Source organism: Rhizobium sp. BR 317, from assembly GCF_047445835.1.
Lineage (GTDB): Bacteria > Pseudomonadota > Alphaproteobacteria > Rhizobiales > Rhizobiaceae > Rhizobium > Rhizobium paranaense.
On record NZ_JARWLB010000015.1, the window covers coordinates 48,149 to 65,726 of the forward strand.

18 protein-coding genes are annotated in these 17,578 nt (G+C 60.7%); 15 read left to right on the forward strand and 3 right to left on the reverse strand.

The annotated features are described in order from the left end of the window. The first annotated feature begins 155 nt into the window (after nt 1–155). From QD357_RS21820 to QD357_RS21865, 10 genes are all read left to right on the forward strand, one after another. On the forward strand, nt 156–503 hold the full coding sequence (locus QD357_RS21820) for a VOC family protein (protein WP_107107086.1): 348 nt from the start codon (nt 156–158) through the stop codon (nt 501–503). A gap of 253 nt (nt 504–756) precedes the next feature. Then, the gene (locus tag QD357_RS21825; protein WP_107107087.1) at nt 757–1,821 is read left to right on the forward strand and encodes a YjgN family protein; all 1,065 of its coding nucleotides are present in this window, start codon (nt 757–759) and stop codon (nt 1,819–1,821) included. Continuing rightward, nucleotides 1,793–2,890, forward strand: coding sequence for a M48 family metallopeptidase (locus tag QD357_RS21830; RefSeq protein WP_107107088.1), 1,098 nt, complete (start codon nt 1,793–1,795; stop codon nt 2,888–2,890). The genes QD357_RS21825 and QD357_RS21830 overlap by 29 nt, the downstream gene beginning before the upstream one ends. Nucleotides 2,891–3,007: 117 nt before the next feature. Beyond that, a complete protein-coding gene (gene rirA / locus QD357_RS21835; protein ID WP_107107089.1) occupies nt 3,008–3,496 on the forward strand; it encodes an iron-responsive transcriptional regulator RirA in 489 nt (162 codons plus the stop codon). A 341-nt stretch (nt 3,497–3,837) separates the two neighbouring features. Then, nucleotides 3,838–5,433, forward strand: a complete 1,596-nt coding sequence (locus QD357_RS21840; protein ID WP_107107090.1) for an ABC transporter substrate-binding protein — start codon at nt 3,838–3,840, stop codon at nt 5,431–5,433. A 90-nt stretch (nt 5,434–5,523) separates the two neighbouring features. Further along, the gene (locus QD357_RS21845; protein ID WP_107107091.1) at nt 5,524–6,528 is read left to right on the forward strand and encodes an ABC transporter permease subunit; all 1,005 of its coding nucleotides are present in this window, start codon (nt 5,524–5,526) and stop codon (nt 6,526–6,528) included. A gap of 9 nt (nt 6,529–6,537) precedes the next feature. Continuing rightward, a complete protein-coding gene (locus QD357_RS21850; protein ID WP_107107092.1) occupies nt 6,538–7,431 on the forward strand; it encodes an ABC transporter permease subunit in 894 nt (297 codons plus the stop codon). Then, nucleotides 7,431–8,444, forward strand: a complete 1,014-nt coding sequence (locus QD357_RS21855) for an ABC transporter ATP-binding protein (protein ID WP_107107093.1) — start codon at nt 7,431–7,433, stop codon at nt 8,442–8,444. The genes QD357_RS21850 and QD357_RS21855 overlap by 1 nt, the downstream gene beginning before the upstream one ends. Further along, on the forward strand, nt 8,444–9,397 hold the full coding sequence (locus QD357_RS21860) for a peptide ABC transporter ATP-binding protein (RefSeq protein WP_107107094.1): 954 nt from the start codon (nt 8,444–8,446) through the stop codon (nt 9,395–9,397). Before QD357_RS21855 ends, QD357_RS21860 begins: the two co-directional genes overlap by 1 nt. A 14-nt stretch (nt 9,398–9,411) precedes the next feature. After that, nucleotides 9,412–9,939 carry a gluconokinase gene (locus QD357_RS21865; RefSeq protein ID WP_414125022.1) on the forward strand — a complete coding sequence of 176 codons (528 nt, stop codon included), beginning with the start codon at nt 9,412–9,414 and terminating at the stop codon, nt 9,937–9,939. Nucleotides 9,940–9,949: 10 nt separating this feature from the next. Here QD357_RS21865 and QD357_RS21870 read toward each other — a convergent pair whose 3' ends face one another. From QD357_RS21870 to QD357_RS21880, 3 genes are all read right to left on the reverse strand, one after another. Further along, complete coding sequence (locus tag QD357_RS21870) at nt 9,950–11,197, reverse strand: NAD(P)/FAD-dependent oxidoreductase (protein WP_107107096.1); 1,248 nt, start codon at nt 11,195–11,197, stop codon at nt 9,950–9,952. Nucleotides 11,198–11,308: 111 nt separating this feature from the next. Next, on the reverse strand, nt 11,309–11,806 hold the full coding sequence (locus QD357_RS21875; protein WP_107107097.1) for an isoprenylcysteine carboxyl methyltransferase family protein: 498 nt from the start codon (nt 11,804–11,806) through the stop codon (nt 11,309–11,311). Then, entirely contained in the window at nt 11,806–13,038 is a 1,233-nt protein-coding gene (locus tag QD357_RS21880) for a type III polyketide synthase (RefSeq protein WP_331371071.1), read from the reverse strand. The genes QD357_RS21875 and QD357_RS21880 overlap by 1 nt, the downstream gene beginning before the upstream one ends. A gap of 18 nt (nt 13,039–13,056) precedes the next feature. Here QD357_RS21880 and QD357_RS21885 point away from each other — a divergent pair, with 18 nt between their 5' ends. From QD357_RS21885 to QD357_RS21905, 5 genes are all read left to right on the forward strand, one after another. Continuing rightward, on the forward strand, nt 13,057–13,599 hold the full coding sequence (locus QD357_RS21885) for a tetratricopeptide repeat protein (RefSeq protein WP_107107099.1): 543 nt from the start codon (nt 13,057–13,059) through the stop codon (nt 13,597–13,599). 48 nt (nt 13,600–13,647) lie between these two features. Then, entirely contained in the window at nt 13,648–14,292 is a 645-nt protein-coding gene (locus tag QD357_RS21890) for an RNA polymerase sigma factor (RefSeq protein ID WP_107107100.1), read from the forward strand. Nucleotides 14,293–14,308: 16 nt separating this feature from the next. Next, nucleotides 14,309–15,088 carry an anti-sigma factor family protein gene (locus QD357_RS21895; RefSeq protein WP_107107239.1) on the forward strand — a complete coding sequence of 260 codons (780 nt, stop codon included), beginning with the start codon at nt 14,309–14,311 and terminating at the stop codon, nt 15,086–15,088. Between the two features lie 167 nt (nt 15,089–15,255). Then, nucleotides 15,256–16,830, forward strand: coding sequence for a Ppx/GppA phosphatase family protein (locus tag QD357_RS21900; RefSeq protein ID WP_107107101.1), 1,575 nt, complete (start codon nt 15,256–15,258; stop codon nt 16,828–16,830). Then, on the forward strand, nt 16,827–17,546 hold the full coding sequence (locus QD357_RS21905; protein ID WP_414125023.1) for an RlmE family RNA methyltransferase: 720 nt from the start codon (nt 16,827–16,829) through the stop codon (nt 17,544–17,546). The genes QD357_RS21900 and QD357_RS21905 overlap by 4 nt, the downstream gene beginning before the upstream one ends. The last annotated feature ends 32 nt before the right edge of the window (nt 17,547–17,578 follow it).

A 17,578-nucleotide genomic window follows, 5' to 3' on the forward strand; every position in this document is an offset into this window, starting at 1 on the left:
GTTCTTCGATATCGTCTGATACGAGCCGCCGTCCAATGCCGATTTGAGGCTGAATTGGGCGGCGGTTTTTTGTTGCGGTTATTTTCTGCTGAGTCATCTTGCTGGACGGTGTATTTTGTTTTAGAACAAAACAAGAACAACCGGAGGACGGTGTGATGCCCGTGACCTATCAGATCGACTATCTCGAATTTCCGTCGACCGACGGGTTGAAGACCCGCCGTTTTTTCGAGGAAGCTTTCGAGTGGAGCTTCGTCAGCTACGGACCGACCTATCACGCCATCGAAGCGGCGGGCATCGACGCCGGCATCCAGGGTGACGCGGCAGCGGCAACCGACGCACCGCTTCCCGTCGTGCGCACGACGGATTTGGAAGCGGCACAGCGCGCCGTCGAACTCGCCGGCGGGGTCGTCACACGGCCCGCCTTCGACTTCCCCGGCGGCCGGCGCTTTCATTTCCGCGAGCCCGGCGGCTGTGAGATGGCGGTCTGGGTTTCGGTGAGTTAAAGGCGGGTCGGGGGGTGTGGCATTGAAGTCGCAGTCTCAGTCTGAGTTGTGACACGGCCGCATTGCCTATCCCGGTTCTTAATTTTCCCATTGCCTATAGCTGAATTTCCTGCTCTCAAATGCAACGATAGAGAGAATTTATAGCGGCGACACATCTGTTGACGCAAGGGATGGATGTGTCGCGGTAGCTGGTAATCGTTCTGGCTGCTTCCCGTAAGCAGCCAGAAAACGGCAATAGTGGGGGCAGGGAATTATGGCAGTTGTTGAACAGCATTATCCCATTGGAAATAAGCACTTTTTTCAACGTGCATCATTTACTGGAAGCAGCAAAGAGTATTTCGGCATCTGGATCGTCAACATCCTGCTGACGATCGTTACGCTGGGCATTTATTCCGCCTGGGCGAAGGTACGCCGCAACCGGTATTTCTATGGGAATACGGTCCTGCTGGGCCACACCTTTGAATATCATGCCAAGGGCAAACAGATACTGATCGGACGGCTGATCGTGTTCGGCTTTCTCATCGCCTTAAATATCCTTTCGCATGTGGCACCGTTGGCCGCCTTGGCAATTTGGCCGGTGATGCTGGTGGTATTCCCATGGTTTCTCATGCGCGGCCTGAAGTTCAATGCGCGCGTGACGAGCTATCGCAATGTGCGCTTCGATTTCGTCGGAACCTATGGAGGTGCATTTAAGGCGATCTTCTTAGGTGCCTTGGTAACGGTGATCTCGTTCGGGTTGGCGTCTCCAGTCGCAAGTCGTTGGTTTTATAAGTACATCTTCGACAATTTGCGTTATGGAGACCGATCATTCTCGACCGAGCCTCGATTGAGTGCGATTTACAAGGTTTTCGGTGCCATGATCGCGATCGCCATTGCAGGCGGTGCAGTCATGGGGTTCGTTTTGGGCGTTTTAGGCGCCTTTCGCAATGTCCCAATGGGTTCAGATGCTGGTCTTGGTCCGGCATATGTCGGGCTTGCCATTGGCCTGCTCGGATACGTATTCGCCGGCCTTTATTATCGGGCCTCGATCCGCAACATCGTCTGGTCGGCAGCAATGATCGATCATCGCCATCAGCTCCGTAGCAACCTTGGTCGCGGGGAGTATATTTGGGTTGTCGTCGTCAATACGGTGCTGACGTTCGTAACGCTGGGCCTGATGCGTCCATGGGCTGCGGTACAGATGCAGCGGCTTTTAGCAGAACACACCGCAATAAGCATTGACGGCGAGATCGGCGTGGTTTTCGACCAGATCCGCTCGACTGGCGGCGTCATTAGTGCGGAATATCTTGATGTCGATGGCTTCGACTTTGGTTTCTGATCCGGCATCAATTGCCACGGGCACCTGGCATCCGCCCCATTCCAGCCGGGCGGTTGCCGCCCGGCTGGTTGACATCGGTGGTTCGCTCACCGTCCTCTCGGATGAGGACGACGAAAAGGACAAGCGCCTCGCCTGGGGCATCCGTTCCGATATCGAAATCAGTCCACGCGTGGGCTCCATTCCGCGGCGCATTGTTTTCGGCAACGAGTCGGTGTTCGAAACGCGCGATAATGATGCCGTCGACGCTTATCTCCAAGGCCGCGGTGAGGGGCGCAGCGGTTTTGTACACCGGCTGGAGATTGTGCGCCCGCGCATGATCGCCTTCGCCGTTGCGACGATCGTGCTGGCGTCGACCATTTATCACTACGCTTTGCCGGCGCTGGTGGAGGTCGCCGTTCTGGTGACGCCGCCGGTCGTGCCGGAGATGATGTCCGCGGGGACGTTGAAGACGCTGGATCAGGTGACGCTCAGCCCGAGCAAGCTGCCCGAAGCCAGGCGTAAGGAAATAGCCGATCAATTCGAAAAGATCGCAACCCATGCGGAGGGCGGTGTCGGCCGGTATAAGCTGAACTTTCGCGGAGGTGGCGTCGTCGGCCCGAATGCCTTCGCGTTGCCGGACGGCAATCTGGTCCTGACCGACGAATTGGTGAACCTTGCCGGCGGCGATACGGAAATGATCACCGCCGTTCTCGGCCACGAGATCGGCCATGTCGAATACAAGCATAGCCTCCGCCAACTTTACCGCGCCGCCGGCGTCGCCGGTTTGGTCTTGCTGATTGCCGGCGACGTCGGTTCCGGCGTGCAGGATGTTTTGACCCAGGGGGGCGGCTTGTTGGCGCTTGCCTATTCCCGCTCTGCCGAAGCCCAAGCCGATCGCCGTTCGGTCGAGTTGATGCAGGAAGCGGGCATGGACCCGACAGCACTGTCGCGCTTCTTCGATACTCTGGAAACGAAACTCGGCGATCATTCCGATACCAGCATGCTGTCGACCCATCCGGGTACGCCGGAGCGCAAGCAGGCTATTCTCGATTACGCCAGGGAGCTTAGGGCGGGAGCAGGAAAGGGCTGAGTCCCCCCATCAGAATAACGTGAATGTGATTTTCATATTTTGGAATTGTTCAAAACTACGAAAGGCACTATATACCAGTCGAACCGTCCTATGCGGCCTTGATTCCAGGAGATCGGCATGCGCTTGACCAAGCAGACCAACTACGCAGTGCGCATGCTCATGTATTGCGCCGCCAACGATGGCCACTTGAGCCGCATCCCGGAAATCGCAAAAGCCTATGGTGTTTCCGAGCTGTTTTTGTTCAAGATTTTGCAGCCGCTCACCAAGGCTGGTCTCGTCGAGACCGTGCGTGGCCGCAATGGCGGCGTGCGTCTCGGCAAGCCGGCGGCCAGCATCAGCCTGTTCGATGTCGTCAAGGTGACCGAAGATAGTTTCGCGATGGCGGAATGCTTCGAGGAAGGTGTCGTCGAATGCCCGTTGGTCGATAGCTGCGGCCTGAACTCGGCGCTGCGCAAGGCGCTCAACGCCTTCTTCGACGTGCTGACCGAATATTCCATCGACGATCTCGTCAAGGCCCGTCCGCAGATCAATTTCCTGCTCGGTCTGACCGAGAACGATCACAGAGCAATCGCCAAGAAGCCAGCGATCACGGCACCGGCCGCCTGATCCTCCCTAAATTTACGCAGTTTCCCAATCCGCGGGCGCCTTGAGGTGTCCGCGGATTTTTCGTTTGTGCCGTCAGGTAAATTCTGTCGCCAATCGTTAATGTTTGCGAAGAGGCAAGGGTAAAATTATCCGAAATGCGTCGAAAAGAGGCGCGATTTCGTCAGATTGTTACCAATCCAAGACCATTTTTATAGGAAAATTTCCAAACTCTATAATTTGGAAAAATTTTGGGCGGGGCGTGTTGCTTTCACACATTAAATAGCGTTCCATCGGCGCGATCCGGAAGGGAACCTCAGGGGATCCACGGCTTCAAAAGAATAACAAACCTGGGAAACGACATCATGAAAAAGATCTCTGTCCTGTTGGCAGTGACCGCCCTGGCTTCGGTCATGGCGACGTCCGCCTGGTCCAAAACGCTCGTCTATTGCTCGGAAGGTTCGCCGGAAGGTTTCGATCCGGGAATTTACACCGCCGGCACCACCTTCGATGCCTCTTCGCGTACGGTTTATAGCCGCCTCGTCGAGTTCAAGCACGGCAGCACCGAAGTTGAGCCTGGCCTCGCCGAAAGCTGGACTGTTTCCCCGGATGGTAAGGAATACACCTTCAAGCTCCGCAAGGGCGTGAAGTTCCAGACCACCGATTACTTCACCCCGACGCGCGATCTCAATGCTGACGACGTCGTCTTCTCGTTCAACCGCCAGCTCAAGGAAGACAGCCCGTGGGCCAAGTACGTCGCCGGCGGTTCCTATGAATATGCTGCGGGCATGGGCTTCCCGACCCTCATCAAGTCGGTCGACAAGGTCGATGACCTCACCGTCAAGTTCGTGCTGAATCGTCCGGAAGCGCCGTTCATCGCCGACCTGGCCATGGACTTCGCTTCGATCCTGTCGAAGGAATATGCAGACAAGCTGCAGGCCGACAAGAAGATGGAGCAGATGAACCAGCAGCCGCTCGGCACTGGTCCGTTTACCTTCGTCGCCTATCAGCCGGATGCCGTCATCCGCTACAAGGCGAATGAAACCTACTTCAAGGGCAAGGAAAAGATCGACGATCTCGTCTTCGCGATCACCCCTGACGCATCCGTTCGCGCGCAGAAGCTGAAGTCCGGCGAATGCCAGATCATGCCGTATCCGAACGCCGCCGACATCAAGGATCTCCAGACCGACAAGAGCTTGAAGGTTCTCGAACAGGCGGGCCTGAACGTCTCCTATCTCGCCTACAACACGCTGGTTGCTCCCTTCGACAAGGCCGAAGTGCGCAAGGCGCTGAACATGGCTGTCGATAAGCGGGCGATCGTCGATGCCGTCTTCCAGGGTTCCGGCTCGGTCGCTACCAACCCGATCCCGCCGACCATGTGGTCCTACAACAAGGACATCAAGGACGATCCGTACAACCCGGAAGAAGCCAAGAAGATGCTTGAAAAGGCTGGGGTCAAGAACCTCAGCATGAAGATCTGGGCTATGCCGGTTTCGCGTCCGTACATGCTGAATGCACGTCGTGCTGCCGAGCTGATGCAGGCTGACCTCGCCAAGATCGGCGTCAAGGCCGAGATCGTGACCTATGACTGGGCTCAGTACCTGAAGCTCTCCTCCGCCAAGGACCGCGATGGCGCGGCTATCCTCGGCTGGACCGGCGACAACGGCGATCCGGATAACTTCCTGGATACGCTGCTCGGCTGCGACGCAGTCGGCGGTAACAACCGCGCCCAGTGGTGCAACAAGGAATTCGACGGTCTCGTGAAGAAGGCTAAGCAGACTGCCGATGTCAAGGAGCGCACTAAGCTCTACGAACAGGCGCAGGTCGTCTTCAAGCGCGAAGCTCCGTGGATGACCATCGACCATTCCGAGGAGTTCGTTCCCATGAGCACCAAGGTTTCTGGCTACGTGCAGGATCCGGTCGGCGTTCACCGCTTCGACGGCGTCGATATCGCCGAATAACGGACACGCTCTGAAATACCCGGTCGAGAGCCGGGTGAAACCGGCGGTCAGGCAATTTGCTTGACCGCCGGAAAACTTTGGACATCTGCCATGTTGCGATTTCTTTTCGGCCGCCTTGCGGTGCTGATCCCGACATTCCTCGGCGTATCGATCGTCGCTTTCTCCTTCATCCGCCTGCTTCCCGGCGATCCCGTCATGCTGTTGTCGGGCGAGCGCGTCATGTCGCCTGAGCGCCATGCCCAGATCTCTCATGATCTCGGCTACGACCAGCCGCTGGTCATGCAATACGGCCACTACATCTGGAGTGCGCTGCACGGCGATCTCGGGACTTCGATCACCACCAAGCGCGACGTGCTGACCGACTTCCTGACCTTCTTCCCGGCAACGCTGGAACTGTCGATCTGCGCTATGATCCTGGCGATCTGTCTTGGCATTCCGGCAGGCGTTTTCGCCGCCGTCAAGCGCGGCACATGGTTCGACCAGAGCGTGATGGGCGTGGCCCTTGTCGGTTATTCCATGCCGATCTTCTGGTGGGGCCTGCTGCTGATCATCGTCTTCAACGGCTATCTGCATTGGACGCCGGTTTCCGGCCGCATCGGGCTCATCTATTTCTTCAAGCCGGTCACCGGCTTCATGCTGATCGACAGCCTCCTGTCCGGTCAAAAGGGCGCCTTCGCCTCGGCGCTGAATTCGCTGATCCTGCCGACCATCGTGCTCGGCACCATTCCGCTCGCCGTCATCGCCCGGCAGACGCGCTCGGCCATGCTGGAAGTTCTGGGTGAGGATTATGTCCGCACCGCCCGCTCCAAAGGCCTCGCGCCGCTGCGCGTCGTCTCCGTGCATGCGCTCCGCAATGCCATGATCCCAGTCGTCACCACCATCGGCCTGCAGGTCGGCGTGCTGCTCGGCGGCGCCATCCTGACGGAAAGCATCTTTTCCTGGCCGGGCATCGGCAAGTGGATGATCGACGCCGTCTTCAAGCGCGATTATCCTGTGGTGCAGGGCGGTCTGCTGCTGATCGCGGGCATCGTCATGCTCGTCAATCTCGCCGTCGACCTGCTCTACGGCTTCATCAATCCACGCATTCGTCACTAGGAGCGGCCCATGAGCACGGTAAGTCTCAAATCCGACCGCCCCTCCGCTCTCGCGGAGTTCTGGTACTATTTCTCGCGTAACAAGGGCGCGGTCATCGGGCTGGTGATCTTCGTCTTCGTTCTGTTCCTGGCGATCTTCGCCGGTGTGGTCGCCCCACATGATCCGAACTACGCCTATGGCGGCACCATGCAGCGCCTGCCGCCGGCTTGGGCCCAAGGCGGCAATAGCGACTTTCTCCTCGGCACCGATGCCAATGGCCGCGATCTTCTCTCGCGCCTGATCTATGGCACGCGGTTTTCGCTGTTCATCGGCCTGGTGGTTGCTTCGCTTTCGGCGCTCGCCGGTGTCCTGATCGGCCTCGTCGCCGGCTATGTTCGTGGCCGCACCGATACGATCATCATGCGCATCATGGACATCATCCTTGCCATTCCCTCGCTGCTGCTCGCCCTGGTGCTGGTGGCGATCCTGGGACCTGGCCTGACCAACGCCATGATCGCGATCTCCATCGTCAACCAGCCGCACTTCGTTCGCCTGACGCGCGCCTCGGTGATGGCCGAGCGCGACAAGGAATATGTCATCGCCTCGCGGGTTTCCGGCGCCACTTCGCTTCGCCTGATGTTCAAAACCATCCTGCCGAACTGTCTGGGGCCGTTGATCGTGCAGGCGACGCTGGCCTTCTCGGCCGCGATTCTCGATGCCGCCGCCCTCGGCTTTCTCGGCCAGGGCGCGCAGCCGCCGACGCCGGAATGGGGAACGATGCTCGCGGATTCGCGTGAATTCTTCCAGAGCAATCCCTGGCTCGTCACTTTTCCCGGTCTTTGCATCCTGATCACGGTTCTCGCCATCAATCTGATGGGCGATGGCCTGCGCGATGCTTTCGACCCGAAGCTGAAGAGGTCGTGATGCCGCTTCTCGATATTGAAAACCTCACCGTTGAATTCCAGACCGCATCCGGCCTGTTCCGTGCGGTGGATGGCGTCTCTCTCACCTGCGATAAGGGAGAAATACTCTCGATCGTCGGCGAATCCGGTTCCGGCAAGTCTGTGTCCATGCTGGCCATGATGGGGCTTCTGCCCTGGACGGCGAAGATCACCGCCGACCGCATGACGTTCGATGGGAAGGACCTGCGTGGCATCTCCTCGCGCCAGCGCCGCAAGATCATCGGCAAGGACATGGCGATGATCTTCCAGGAGCCGATGTCGAGCCTCAATCCGTGCTTCACGGTCGGCTTTCAGCTCGGCGAGACCCTGCGCATCCACATGGGTCTCGACCGCAAGGCGCGCCGTGAGCGCTCGATCGAGCTCTTGAATCTTGTCGGTATCCCGGCGCCTGCGGATCGCTTGTCGAACTTCCCGCACCAGATGTCCGGCGGCATGAGCCAGCGCGTCATGATTGCCATGGCGCTTGCCTGCAATCCGAAGCTTCTGATCGCCGACGAGCCGACCACCGCGCTCGACGTGACCATCCAGGCACAGATCCTCGATCTGCTTGCGCGGCTGCAGAAAGAGCAGGGCATGGCGCTGGTGCTGATCACCCACGACATGGGCGTGGTAGCAGAAACCGCCGAGCGCGTGCAGGTGCAATATGCTGGCCAGAAGGTCGAGGAGCAGCCGGTGAAGGCCCTGTTCCGCGATCCGCATCATCCCTATACGGCAGCACTTCTTTCAGCTCTGCCAGAACGCGCCGTGGTCGGCGAGCGCCTGCCGTCGATCGCCGGCGTCGTGCCCGGCCAGCACGATCGCCCCACGGGCTGTCTTTTCGCGCCGCGCTGCTCGTTTGCGACGCCGGAATGCGACCGTGGCGTCAAGCGTCAGGGCGCGGAACTCGGCGTGGCACTCTGCAATTATCCATTGGAACACGGCAAGCCGCACGGCCATCCCGGCCTTGCCGCCACGCAAGCAGCAGGAGGCCGTTAATGACGGGCGCTGTTCTCGAAGGGCGCGATCTCGCCCGTTTCTACACCGTCAAGCGCGGCGCCTTCAAGCCGGAGGCGACCGTCAAGGCGTTGAACGGCGTCAGCTTCAGCCTCCAATCCGGCCGCACGCTTGCTGTCGTCGGCGAATCCGGTTGCGGCAAGTCGACGCTCGCCCGCCTGGTGACGATGATCGAGGACCCGACGGCGGGCGAACTGCTGATCGATGGTAAGCCGGCGAAGCTCGGCGACCGCAGCCTGCGCAGCGCCGTGCAGATCGTCTTCCAGAATCCTTATGGCTCGCTCAATCCGCGCCAGAAGGTCGGCTCCATTCTCGAGGAGCCGCTGAAGATCAATACCGACGATGATGCCGCCACCCGCCGCCGCAAGGCTGAGGAGATGATGGCGCGTGTCGGCCTGCGCCCGGAACATTACGACCGTTATCCGCACATGTTCTCCGGCGGCCAGCGCCAGCGCATCGCCATTGCCCGTGCGCTGATGCTGCGGCCGAAGGTGCTGGTGCTCGACGAGCCGGTCTCCGCGCTCGACCTGTCGATCCAGGCGCAGGTGCTGAACCTTCTGATGGACCTGCAGAAGGAAATGGGGCTAGCCTATCTCTTCATCTCCCACGGTCTTTCGGTCGTTCGCCATATCGCCGACGACGTGATGGTGATGTATCTCGGCCGGCCGGTCGAGACCGGTACGGCGGAAGAGGTGTTCACCCGCCCGCGCCATCCCTATACCGCCGCGCTATTGTCGGCGACGCCGATCGCCGATCCCGAGCGCGAGAAGAACCGCATCCGCCTGCAGGGTGAATTGCCGTCTCCGCTCAATCCGCCGACCGGCTGTCACTTCAATCCGCGTTGCTGGCGTGCGCAGGATAAATGCCGCCAGGTGACGCCGGAATTGTTCGGCGAGGGAACGCATAAATTCTCCTGTTTCTATCCGCTCGATTGATGGCTGGAAGCACCATGAGCGATATGTCAAAAGCCCCGATCGCCGTCATCATCATGGGCGTCAGCGGCAGCGGCAAGTCGTCCATCGGCGAAAAGATGGCGGCGCTGCGGGGTCAGTATTTTGTCGAGGGTGATGCGCTGCATCCCGCGGCCAATGTCGAGAAGATGAGCAAGGGCATTCCGCTGACGGATGAGGATCGTTGGCCCTGGCTCGACCTGATCGGCCAGCAGATCGCCGCCAGTCTTGCGAAAGGCCAAGCGATCGCCGTGTCATGTTCCGCTTTGAAGCGTAGCTATCGTGAGCGTCTGCGCGCCGCCGCCGGCGGGCACCTCTATTTCGTCTATCTCGATGGCTCGAAGGAACTGCTGACCAAGCGCATGGGCGAGCGCAAGGGCCATTTCATGCCGGCCTCACTGCTGGAAAGCCAACTGCAAACGCTGGAAGTGCCGACCGGCGAACCCGGCGTCGTGACGGTCGGCATCGATKACACGGTCGACGGCATCGTCGAGGCCGCGCTCAAGGGTCTCGACGCAATCCGCTAAATTCAATGTATCAGGGTGCGAACCGGTTCGGTGCGTAGGCCGAGATGTCGATGAACGGCTTTTCTCCGGTAATCAGCTCGGCGAGCACGCGCCCGGTCACAGGCCCCAGCGTCAGCCCATGATGGGCGTGGCCGAAGGCGAACCACAGGCCGTCGTGACGCGGCGCCTTGCCGATGATCGGCATCATATCCGGGGTGCAGGGGCGGGCGCCCATCCAGGGCTCCGGATCGAGCCTCTCGCCGAGCGGGAAGACGGTGCGGGCGACGGCTTCGGCACGGTCGAGCTGGATCGGTGTTTTCGGCGCATCGCGCAGGGCGAATTCCGCCCCGGTCGTCAGCCTGATACCGCGGTTCATCGGCGCCAGAAAATAGCCGCGCTCGGCATCAAGCGTCCAATTGTTGAGGATGGCGTTGCCCTCGGCGCCGTAATGCATGTGATAACCGCGCTTGACGCCCAGCGGAAACGCATAGCCGAAACGCTTCGTCACGAGATCGGCCCAGGGGCCGAGAGCGACGACCGCATCCTCGGCTTCGATCGAACCCTCCGACGTCACCATCTTCCAGTGGGAGCCGGACCGGCCGAGCGAGGCGGCGTCTCCGATCGCAAAACGCCCGCCAATGCTCTCGAAATAAGCGCGGTAAGCAGCGGTCAGCCCATGCGGATCGAGTACGGACCAGGGATCGCGCCAGCGCAGGCCGCCGGAGAAGCTGCCCCTGATATGCGGCTCCAATGTCGCGATATCGGCGCCGGTCAGCGCATCGTAAGTAACGCCAAATTCGCGATTGAGACGTTCGGCTTCGGCGAATTCCGCATCGCGTTTCTCGTTCGTGCGGAAAATCTCCATCCAGCCGTTCTTGCGGATCAGTTCCTCGGCGTGAGACGCTTCTATGAGGTCGTTGTGCTCGCTGATCGAATGCTCGATCAGCGGCGCATAGGCGCGTGAGATCATCTCATGCCGCTTGGTATTGGAATTCCACCAATAGCGGGCGAGAAAGGCAATCTGCCCCGGCAGCGCGCGCAGGTGATAATGCGCGTCGATGCGGTTGTTGAAGGCATAGCGCAGGAGCAGACCGAACTGCTGCGGAAAGCCGTAGGGCACGACGCCTTCGCGCTGGATCAGTCCGGCATTGCCGAAGGAGGTCTCTCCACCTGGGGCTTTGCGGTCGACGAGGATGACCTGGCGCCCGCGCCGCTGGAGATGGATGGCCGTCGAGATGCCGACGATGCCTGCACCGAGCACGATTGCGTCTTTTGTCATGTTCCCTGCTATCCGCGTGCTTCTTGTATTTGCGCATGATCTTATTCAAGAACCACGCTTCAAGCATCGAAAATGCCTGCCAAAATGCTGCGGCGCAAATGAAAAATGCAATCAAGCCACGACCTGTTTCAAAGCCGCATTTTCAGCGCGAATGCGTATGGTGAGAATGGCGGCATTGAGCAGGGAGAAGATCAAGGCGAAGAGCGGAAGGCCGAACGCCAGCGGCAGCACGGCGATCTCACCGATGACCACCGCATAGTTCGGATGGCTGAGGAAACGATAGGGTCCGCGTGTTACCAAGGCTGCGCTCGGCAACACGATGATCCGCGTCGTCCAGCGCCCTTTCAGGGTCGCCAGCACCCAGACGCGTAAGCTCTGCAGCACCATGAAGACGAGAAACCAAATCAGGCTGACCGGTCGGTCTGCGGCCAGAAGCCACAGACCGACGAGCCAGGCCGCGTGCATCGCGACCATATAGGGATAGTGTTCCGGGGCAATCTCCCGGGCGCCTTGCGCAAGGAGGGCGGCGGTGTTGCGCCGGGCATGCAGCAGCTCGGCCAGCCGCTGCAGGGTGACGAAGGTCAAAAGTGCGATCGATGGCCAGACCATCAGGCTGCCCTCTTCAGCGTGACGCAACTTGCCGCAAAGCCGGGACCCATGGCGACGAGAGCCGAACGCGGTGGCAGGCCGGCATTGATCGCTCGCTCCAGCACGAAGAGTACGGTCGGCGACGACATGTTGCCGTAATCGCTGATCACCTCGCGTTCTATATCCAGCGAGCCGGGTTCGAGACCGAAGGCGGTCTCGAGCGCCACCAGCACCTTGGCGCCGCCGGGATGGCAGATGAAGCGATCGACATCGGATATCGTTAGGCCGGCGCGTTCGAGAATGCCGGCGACGGCGGGCTTGATATTCGCTTCGGCAAAGGGCGGCAGCGCTTGGTCCAGGATGATGCCGAAACCGGTATCGTCGATCTTCCAACCCATGATGCCGAGCGTATCGGGAAAGAGATGCTCGCCCGTCGATTCGATCTCCGCGAGACCATCCTTGCCGGCGCGCAGGACACAGGCGGCCGCGCCATCGCCGAACAATGCTGTCGCAACAATGTTCGGCCGCGTCAGCTCGTCCAGCCGGAAGGCAAGCGAGCAGAGTTCGAGGGCAACAAAGAGCACGACAGCGCCGGGCCGGCTCTTTGCCATGCGCGAGGCGATGCCAAGGCCGGAAACGCCGGCCGCACAGCCAAGGCCGAAGACCGGCACGCGCTCGATATCGGAGCGGAAGCCCAGCTCGCGCGAGAGCCGAGCCTCCAGGCTCGGCGTGGTCATGCCGGTTGACGACACCGTTACGATGCAATCAACCTCTTCCGCCCTCAGGCCGGCGCGATCCAGCGCGCTAGTCGCGGTCTTCGTGAAGAGCTGGCTTGCGACCTCGGCATAGGCTTCCATGCGGTCCTGCCAACCATGCGATTGCTCGAACCAGGAGAGCGGTCGGGCAACATAGCGTTTGCGGATGCCGGCGCTTTCGAAAACGCGGGCGAGATGCTTGAAATCGCGGAAGCGATCGGAAAACAGGCGGCCGGCGGTCTCGGCGGCCTCCGATTGGTAGATGATGTTGTCGGGCGTAGCGACAGCCAGACTGACAAGCTTGACGGTATCGGTCACTTGTTTCTCCTTGCGACCCTCGGCGGGTACGCAGGTAGAAACACGCCAGCACCAGAAATTATTCGGCGTGGCAGCGGTCACGAAAGAGTGACGGCAGGTTGCGGGTGAGAGCGCGAGAAAAATCTTTGTCGCCCGCGAATAAAATGAACGGATGGCGTGTTCTCCCATCGCAACGTTCATTTGCCAAGGAGCAATCCCATGACGACTACCGCTTTCCGCCTGGCCTCTGTCGCTCTCGGCGCCTGCCTCACCCTCGGTGCCTTCACCGTTCCGGTTTTCGCGGCTGGCGACAACAGCAGCACGACGCCGACCTGCAAGAAGGGCGAAATCTACGACACGAAGACAAAGAAGTGCGTGAAACAGCAGGGCGCCAATATCACCGACGAAAACCGCGCCGACTATGCTTATTCGCTCGCTAAGGAGGACCACCGCTATGAAGAAGCGCTGGCAGTTCTAGACACCATGCAGAACCCGAACACGGCGGAAGCACTGAACTATCGCGGCTACGCCACCCGCAAGCTCGGCCGCACGGATGAAGGCATTTCCTATTACCTGAAGTCGGTCGCAATGGACCCGAAATATTCGCTTGTTCGCGAATATCTCGGCGAAGCCTACGTCATCAAGGGCCAGATCGACCTCGCCAAGGATCAGTTGAGCACGATCAAGACGCTCTGCGGCAACACGTCCTGTGAGGAATACCAGGACCTGAACCAGGCCATCCAGCATCCGTCGAGCCTCTGATTTCAGGCGTCGGATCTATAAGCAGTCAGCATTTAGAGGGATATACGAGTGTCAGTCGCTCATTCCACAATTTCTGCTTATAGTCGGGTAAGATCGGAACCGCCGGCACGACCGGCGATTCCCAAAAACGCGAACCTCGCGGAGGGTGCCATAGCCAGCGAAGAGGATATCAGGGCCGGTCTGTCGCAGCATCTGACGCGGCTCTGGCGCTATGCGGTGGTGCTGTCGCACCAACGCGACGTCGCGGACGATCTGGTGCAGGCGACCTGCGTTAGAGCACTGGAGCGGGCTGGTCAGTTCGCAGCCGGTACGCGGCTCGATCGATGGTTGTTTTCGATCCTGCATTCGATCTGGCTGAACGAGATCCGGGCGCGCCGCGTGCGCATGGGCCAGGGTTTTGTCGATGCCGACGAGACGTTGGTCTTTGACGGCGCCCGCGAGACGGAGACGCATATTCTCGCCGGTCAGGTGCTGAAGCAGGTGCAGGCGCTGCCGGAAGCGCAGCGCACCGCCGTGTTCCTCGCCTATGTGGAAGGGCTTTCCTATCGCGAGGTGGCGGAGGTTTTGGATGTGCCGATCGGAACGGTGATGAGCCGGCTGGCGGCGGCGCGGGCGAAGCTTGCCGATGGTGCGGGATCGGCGGATGGCGCGCGACTTTCTGGGGGTGGGCGACTGGGGAACGGGAATGAGTGAATTGGACAACAGCAACATGCCCTCGGACGAGCTGCTCACCGCCTTCATCGACGGCGAGCTGGATGCCGCCGAGAGCGGAAAGATCGAAAAGCTGATCACCAGCGACGCCCAGGTGGCGGAACGCTTCGATTTTTTGTCGCGCGGTGATCTGCCCTTCCGTGAGGCATTCGAGCCCGTGCTTGCCGCCGCCCCAAGCGCCAAGCTTACCGCCATGCTTGCCGCGATTCCTTTCACAAACGAGCAAAAGAAGGCCGTTTCCGGCGTTAGCCGCCGTGGTTTCCTGTCCGCAATCGCGGCGTGCCTTGTCGTGGGCGTCGCCATCGACCGCGCCGCGATCGGTATCCGCCGCAGCATCGACAAACCGGAAGAGGGCAGTGACTGGCGCGCCGTCGTCGCCGAATATCTTTCGCTCTATACGCCGGATACGCTCAGCGCACCGGCTGGCGATCATGCAGAACAAGCCGCGCAATTGAGCGAAGTAGGCTCCAAGCTCGGCCTCACGCTGACGCCCGAAACCGTTGCTCTGCCGGGCATCGATTTCAAGCGCGCCCAGCTATTGAATTACGACAGTAAACCCTTGGCGCAGATCGCTTATCTCGATCCCGAAAGCGGTCCGATGGCGCTCTGCATCATCCCCTCGACCAAAGGCGCTGCCGCACCGGACATGGAAAACCGCCGCGGCATGAATGTCGTCTATTGGTCGAACGCCACCCACGCCTTCATGCTGATCGGCCATCTGCCGATCGACCGGATGAAGGCGCTGGCGGATGGCGTTCGGGGAAGCCTGGCGGTTTGAGATCGAGCCTTTTTCCCAACGCGTAGGAAGAGTTAGCGCTCCGTAAATCGCGCGATTCAAAAAGAATTTGGCGAAAACTCTTCCTGCTGATATTCTCCGCCCAACGAAAATCGAATGAGCGCCTGCAGCATGCCCTGGGGCCTTGCGCGGCGCGGTGGAAAAGATACGTGAGTGACCCCGACAGCGGCAGAGCGCCGCAGGCAAACGGGGCGTCGGTAGCAGAGCGCAGGAAGGGTAAATCCTCCCGGCGCGGTAAGCGTAAGCGTGGCGGTCCCGCCCGTCCGAACGCTTTTTCTGCGGAGGCCAACCAGACCGGCACGTCCGGCCCGGCGGCGACACGCCCGATAGACAACGACACCGGTTCTCCGGGCAAAAAGCGCAAGCGTCGCCGGCGTTCCCGTGGCGGGGCGCATGATGGTGCGCAGCACGCTTCCTCAACCCAGCAGCAACAGGCTTCTTCAGCGCCGGAACAGCGCGCTGCGGCCGGGCCGTCGCACAAGAACGGCAAGAACAGGCGCAAGCATCGTAGCAAGCGCGGTTTGCAGGGTCGCCCGCTGGTGCATGAGAAGACGGCGCAGATCGTCGCCCCGGCCGCTGCTGCTACCGCCGAACAGGCGCCTGCCCGCAATGAACATGATAATCGGCATCCACCCCAGCAGCGCCGTGACGGCCACGCGCCGCATCATCATGCCGATGGTGACTACCGTCCCGTCGATCTCTACGCGGCACTCGATCTCGGCACCAACAATTGCCGTCTGCTGATCGCGCAGCCGACGAGGCCTGGCCAGTTCCGCGTTGTCGACGCTTTTTCCCGCATCGTTCGTCTCGGCGAGGGACTTGGCGCCAGCGGCCGGCTGTCGAGCGATGCCATGGATCGGGCCGTCGAGGCTTTGCGCATCTGCGCCGGCAAGCTGAAGACGCGTGAGATCCGCCGCATGCGGTTGATCGCCACCGAAGCCTGCCGTGCGGCGGAGAACGGCGAAGCGTTCCTCTCCCGCGTGACGGAAGAAACCGGCCTGCGGCTGGAAATCATCGATCGGGAGACCGAGGCGCGGCTTGCCGTCTCCGGCTGCTCGTCGCTGGTCGGTCCCGAGGCGCGCTCGGTTGTGCTCTTCGATATCGGCGGCGGCTCGTCGGAAATCGCCGTCATCCGCATTGGCGAAAACCGCTCCAGTCGGCTCGCCAATCACATCACCCACTGGACCTCGCTGCCGGTTGGCGTCGTGACGCTTTCGGAACGCCATGGCGGCCGCGACGTCACGCCGGATCTATTCGAGACCATGGTGCGTGAAGTCGAAGGCATGCTCGAACGCTTCGATTGCCCGCCGGTTCAGGGCGCTGCCCGCGACAGCGGCGATTTCCATCTCATCGGCACGTCCGGCACGGTGACGACGCTTGCTGGCGTTCACCTCGATCTGCCGCGCTACGATCGGCGCCGTGTCGATGGTGTCTGGCTGTCAGACGACGAAGTGACCGCGATGCAGGCGAAGCTGCTTTCCTGGGATTTCGCCGGCCGCGCCGCCAATCCCTGCATTGGGCCGGACCGCGCCGATCTCGTTTTGGCGGGCTGTGCCATTCTCGAGGCGATCCGCCGCCGCTGGCCGAGCCCGCGCATGCGCGTCGCCGATCGCGGCCTGCGTGAAGGATTGCTGACCGACATGATGGCAGACGATGGCGTGTGGCGGCGGGGCCGCTCGCGCCGGGGTCATCGACCGAGGGATATGAAGGGGCCGCAGACGTGACCAAGCCAACCATCGCCGGTAACCGTACGGGCCGCAAACTCGGCCAACGCGTCAAGAAAAAGAAGCTGAAGGCCTCCTCGCGGCAATGGCTGGAGCGGCATATCAACGATCCCTATGTGCAGCGTGCGCAGCTTGAGGGCTATCGCGCCCGTGCTGCCTTCAAGCTGCTGGAAATCGACGAGAAGCACCAGATCCTCAAGGGCGCACGCCGCATCATCGATCTGGGTGCGGCGCCGGGGAGCTGGTCGCAGATCGCCGCCAAGGTGACCGATTCGACCGAAGAGGATATCCGCGTTGCCGCCATCKACTTTCTCGAAATGGCGCCGATCCCGGGKGTCAGCATCCTGCAGCTCGATTTCCTTGATCCGCAAGCGCCGCAGCGGCTGATCGATGCCGTCGGCGGCACGCCGAATCTCGTGATATCCGATATGGCAGCGCCGACCACCGGCCATCATCGCACCGACCACCTGCGGACCATGCATCTCTGCGAAGTCGCGGCGCGTTTCGCCGTCGAAGTCCTGGCCGAAGGCGGGCATTTCCTTGCCAAGACCTTCCAGGGCGGTACGGAGCGTGACCTGCTGGCCTTCCTGAAGCAGAATTTCCGCCAGGTCGTTCATGTGAAGCCGGGCGCATCCAGGGCCGAATCGGTGGAGATGTTCCTGTTGGCGAAGGGCTTCAAGGGCCGCAAGACAGACGACGAAGCAACGAGTGCTTGATTTAGCCATCGCTTTTGTCCGATGATACAGTC

Bases quoted from the DNA above. Each gene is read 5' to 3' on its own strand.
- QD357_RS21855 (WP_107107093.1), top strand. From the start codon at position 7,431: ATGCCGCTTCTCGATATTGAAAACCTCACCGTTGAATTCCAGACCGCA.
- QD357_RS21870 (WP_107107096.1), bottom strand. From the start codon at position 11,197: ATGACAAAAGACGCAATCGTGCTCGGTGCAGGCATCGTCGGCATCTCG.
- QD357_RS21830 (WP_107107088.1), top strand. From the start codon at position 1,793: ATGTCGATGGCTTCGACTTTGGTTTCTGATCCGGCATCAATTGCCACG.
- QD357_RS21885 (WP_107107099.1), top strand. From the start codon at position 13,057: ATGACGACTACCGCTTTCCGCCTGGCCTCTGTCGCTCTCGGCGCCTGC.
- QD357_RS21845 (WP_107107091.1), top strand. From the start codon at position 5,524: ATGTTGCGATTTCTTTTCGGCCGCCTTGCGGTGCTGATCCCGACATTC.
- QD357_RS21860 (WP_107107094.1), top strand. From the start codon at position 8,444: ATGACGGGCGCTGTTCTCGAAGGGCGCGATCTCGCCCGTTTCTACACC.
- QD357_RS21850 (WP_107107092.1), top strand. From the start codon at position 6,538: ATGAGCACGGTAAGTCTCAAATCCGACCGCCCCTCCGCTCTCGCGGAG.
- QD357_RS21825 (WP_107107087.1), top strand. From the start codon at position 757: ATGGCAGTTGTTGAACAGCATTATCCCATTGGAAATAAGCACTTTTTT.
- QD357_RS21895 (WP_107107239.1), top strand. From the start codon at position 14,309: ATGCCCTCGGACGAGCTGCTCACCGCCTTCATCGACGGCGAGCTGGAT.
- rirA (WP_107107089.1), top strand. From the start codon at position 3,008: ATGCGCTTGACCAAGCAGACCAACTACGCAGTGCGCATGCTCATGTAT.
- QD357_RS21840 (WP_107107090.1), top strand. From the start codon at position 3,838: ATGAAAAAGATCTCTGTCCTGTTGGCAGTGACCGCCCTGGCTTCGGTC.
- QD357_RS21875 (WP_107107097.1), bottom strand. From the start codon at position 11,806: ATGGTCTGGCCATCGATCGCACTTTTGACCTTCGTCACCCTGCAGCGG.
- QD357_RS21820 (WP_107107086.1), top strand. From the start codon at position 156: ATGCCCGTGACCTATCAGATCGACTATCTCGAATTTCCGTCGACCGAC.
- QD357_RS21880 (WP_331371071.1), bottom strand. From the start codon at position 13,038: ATGAACGTTGCGATGGGAGAACACGCCATCCGTTCATTTTATTCGCGG.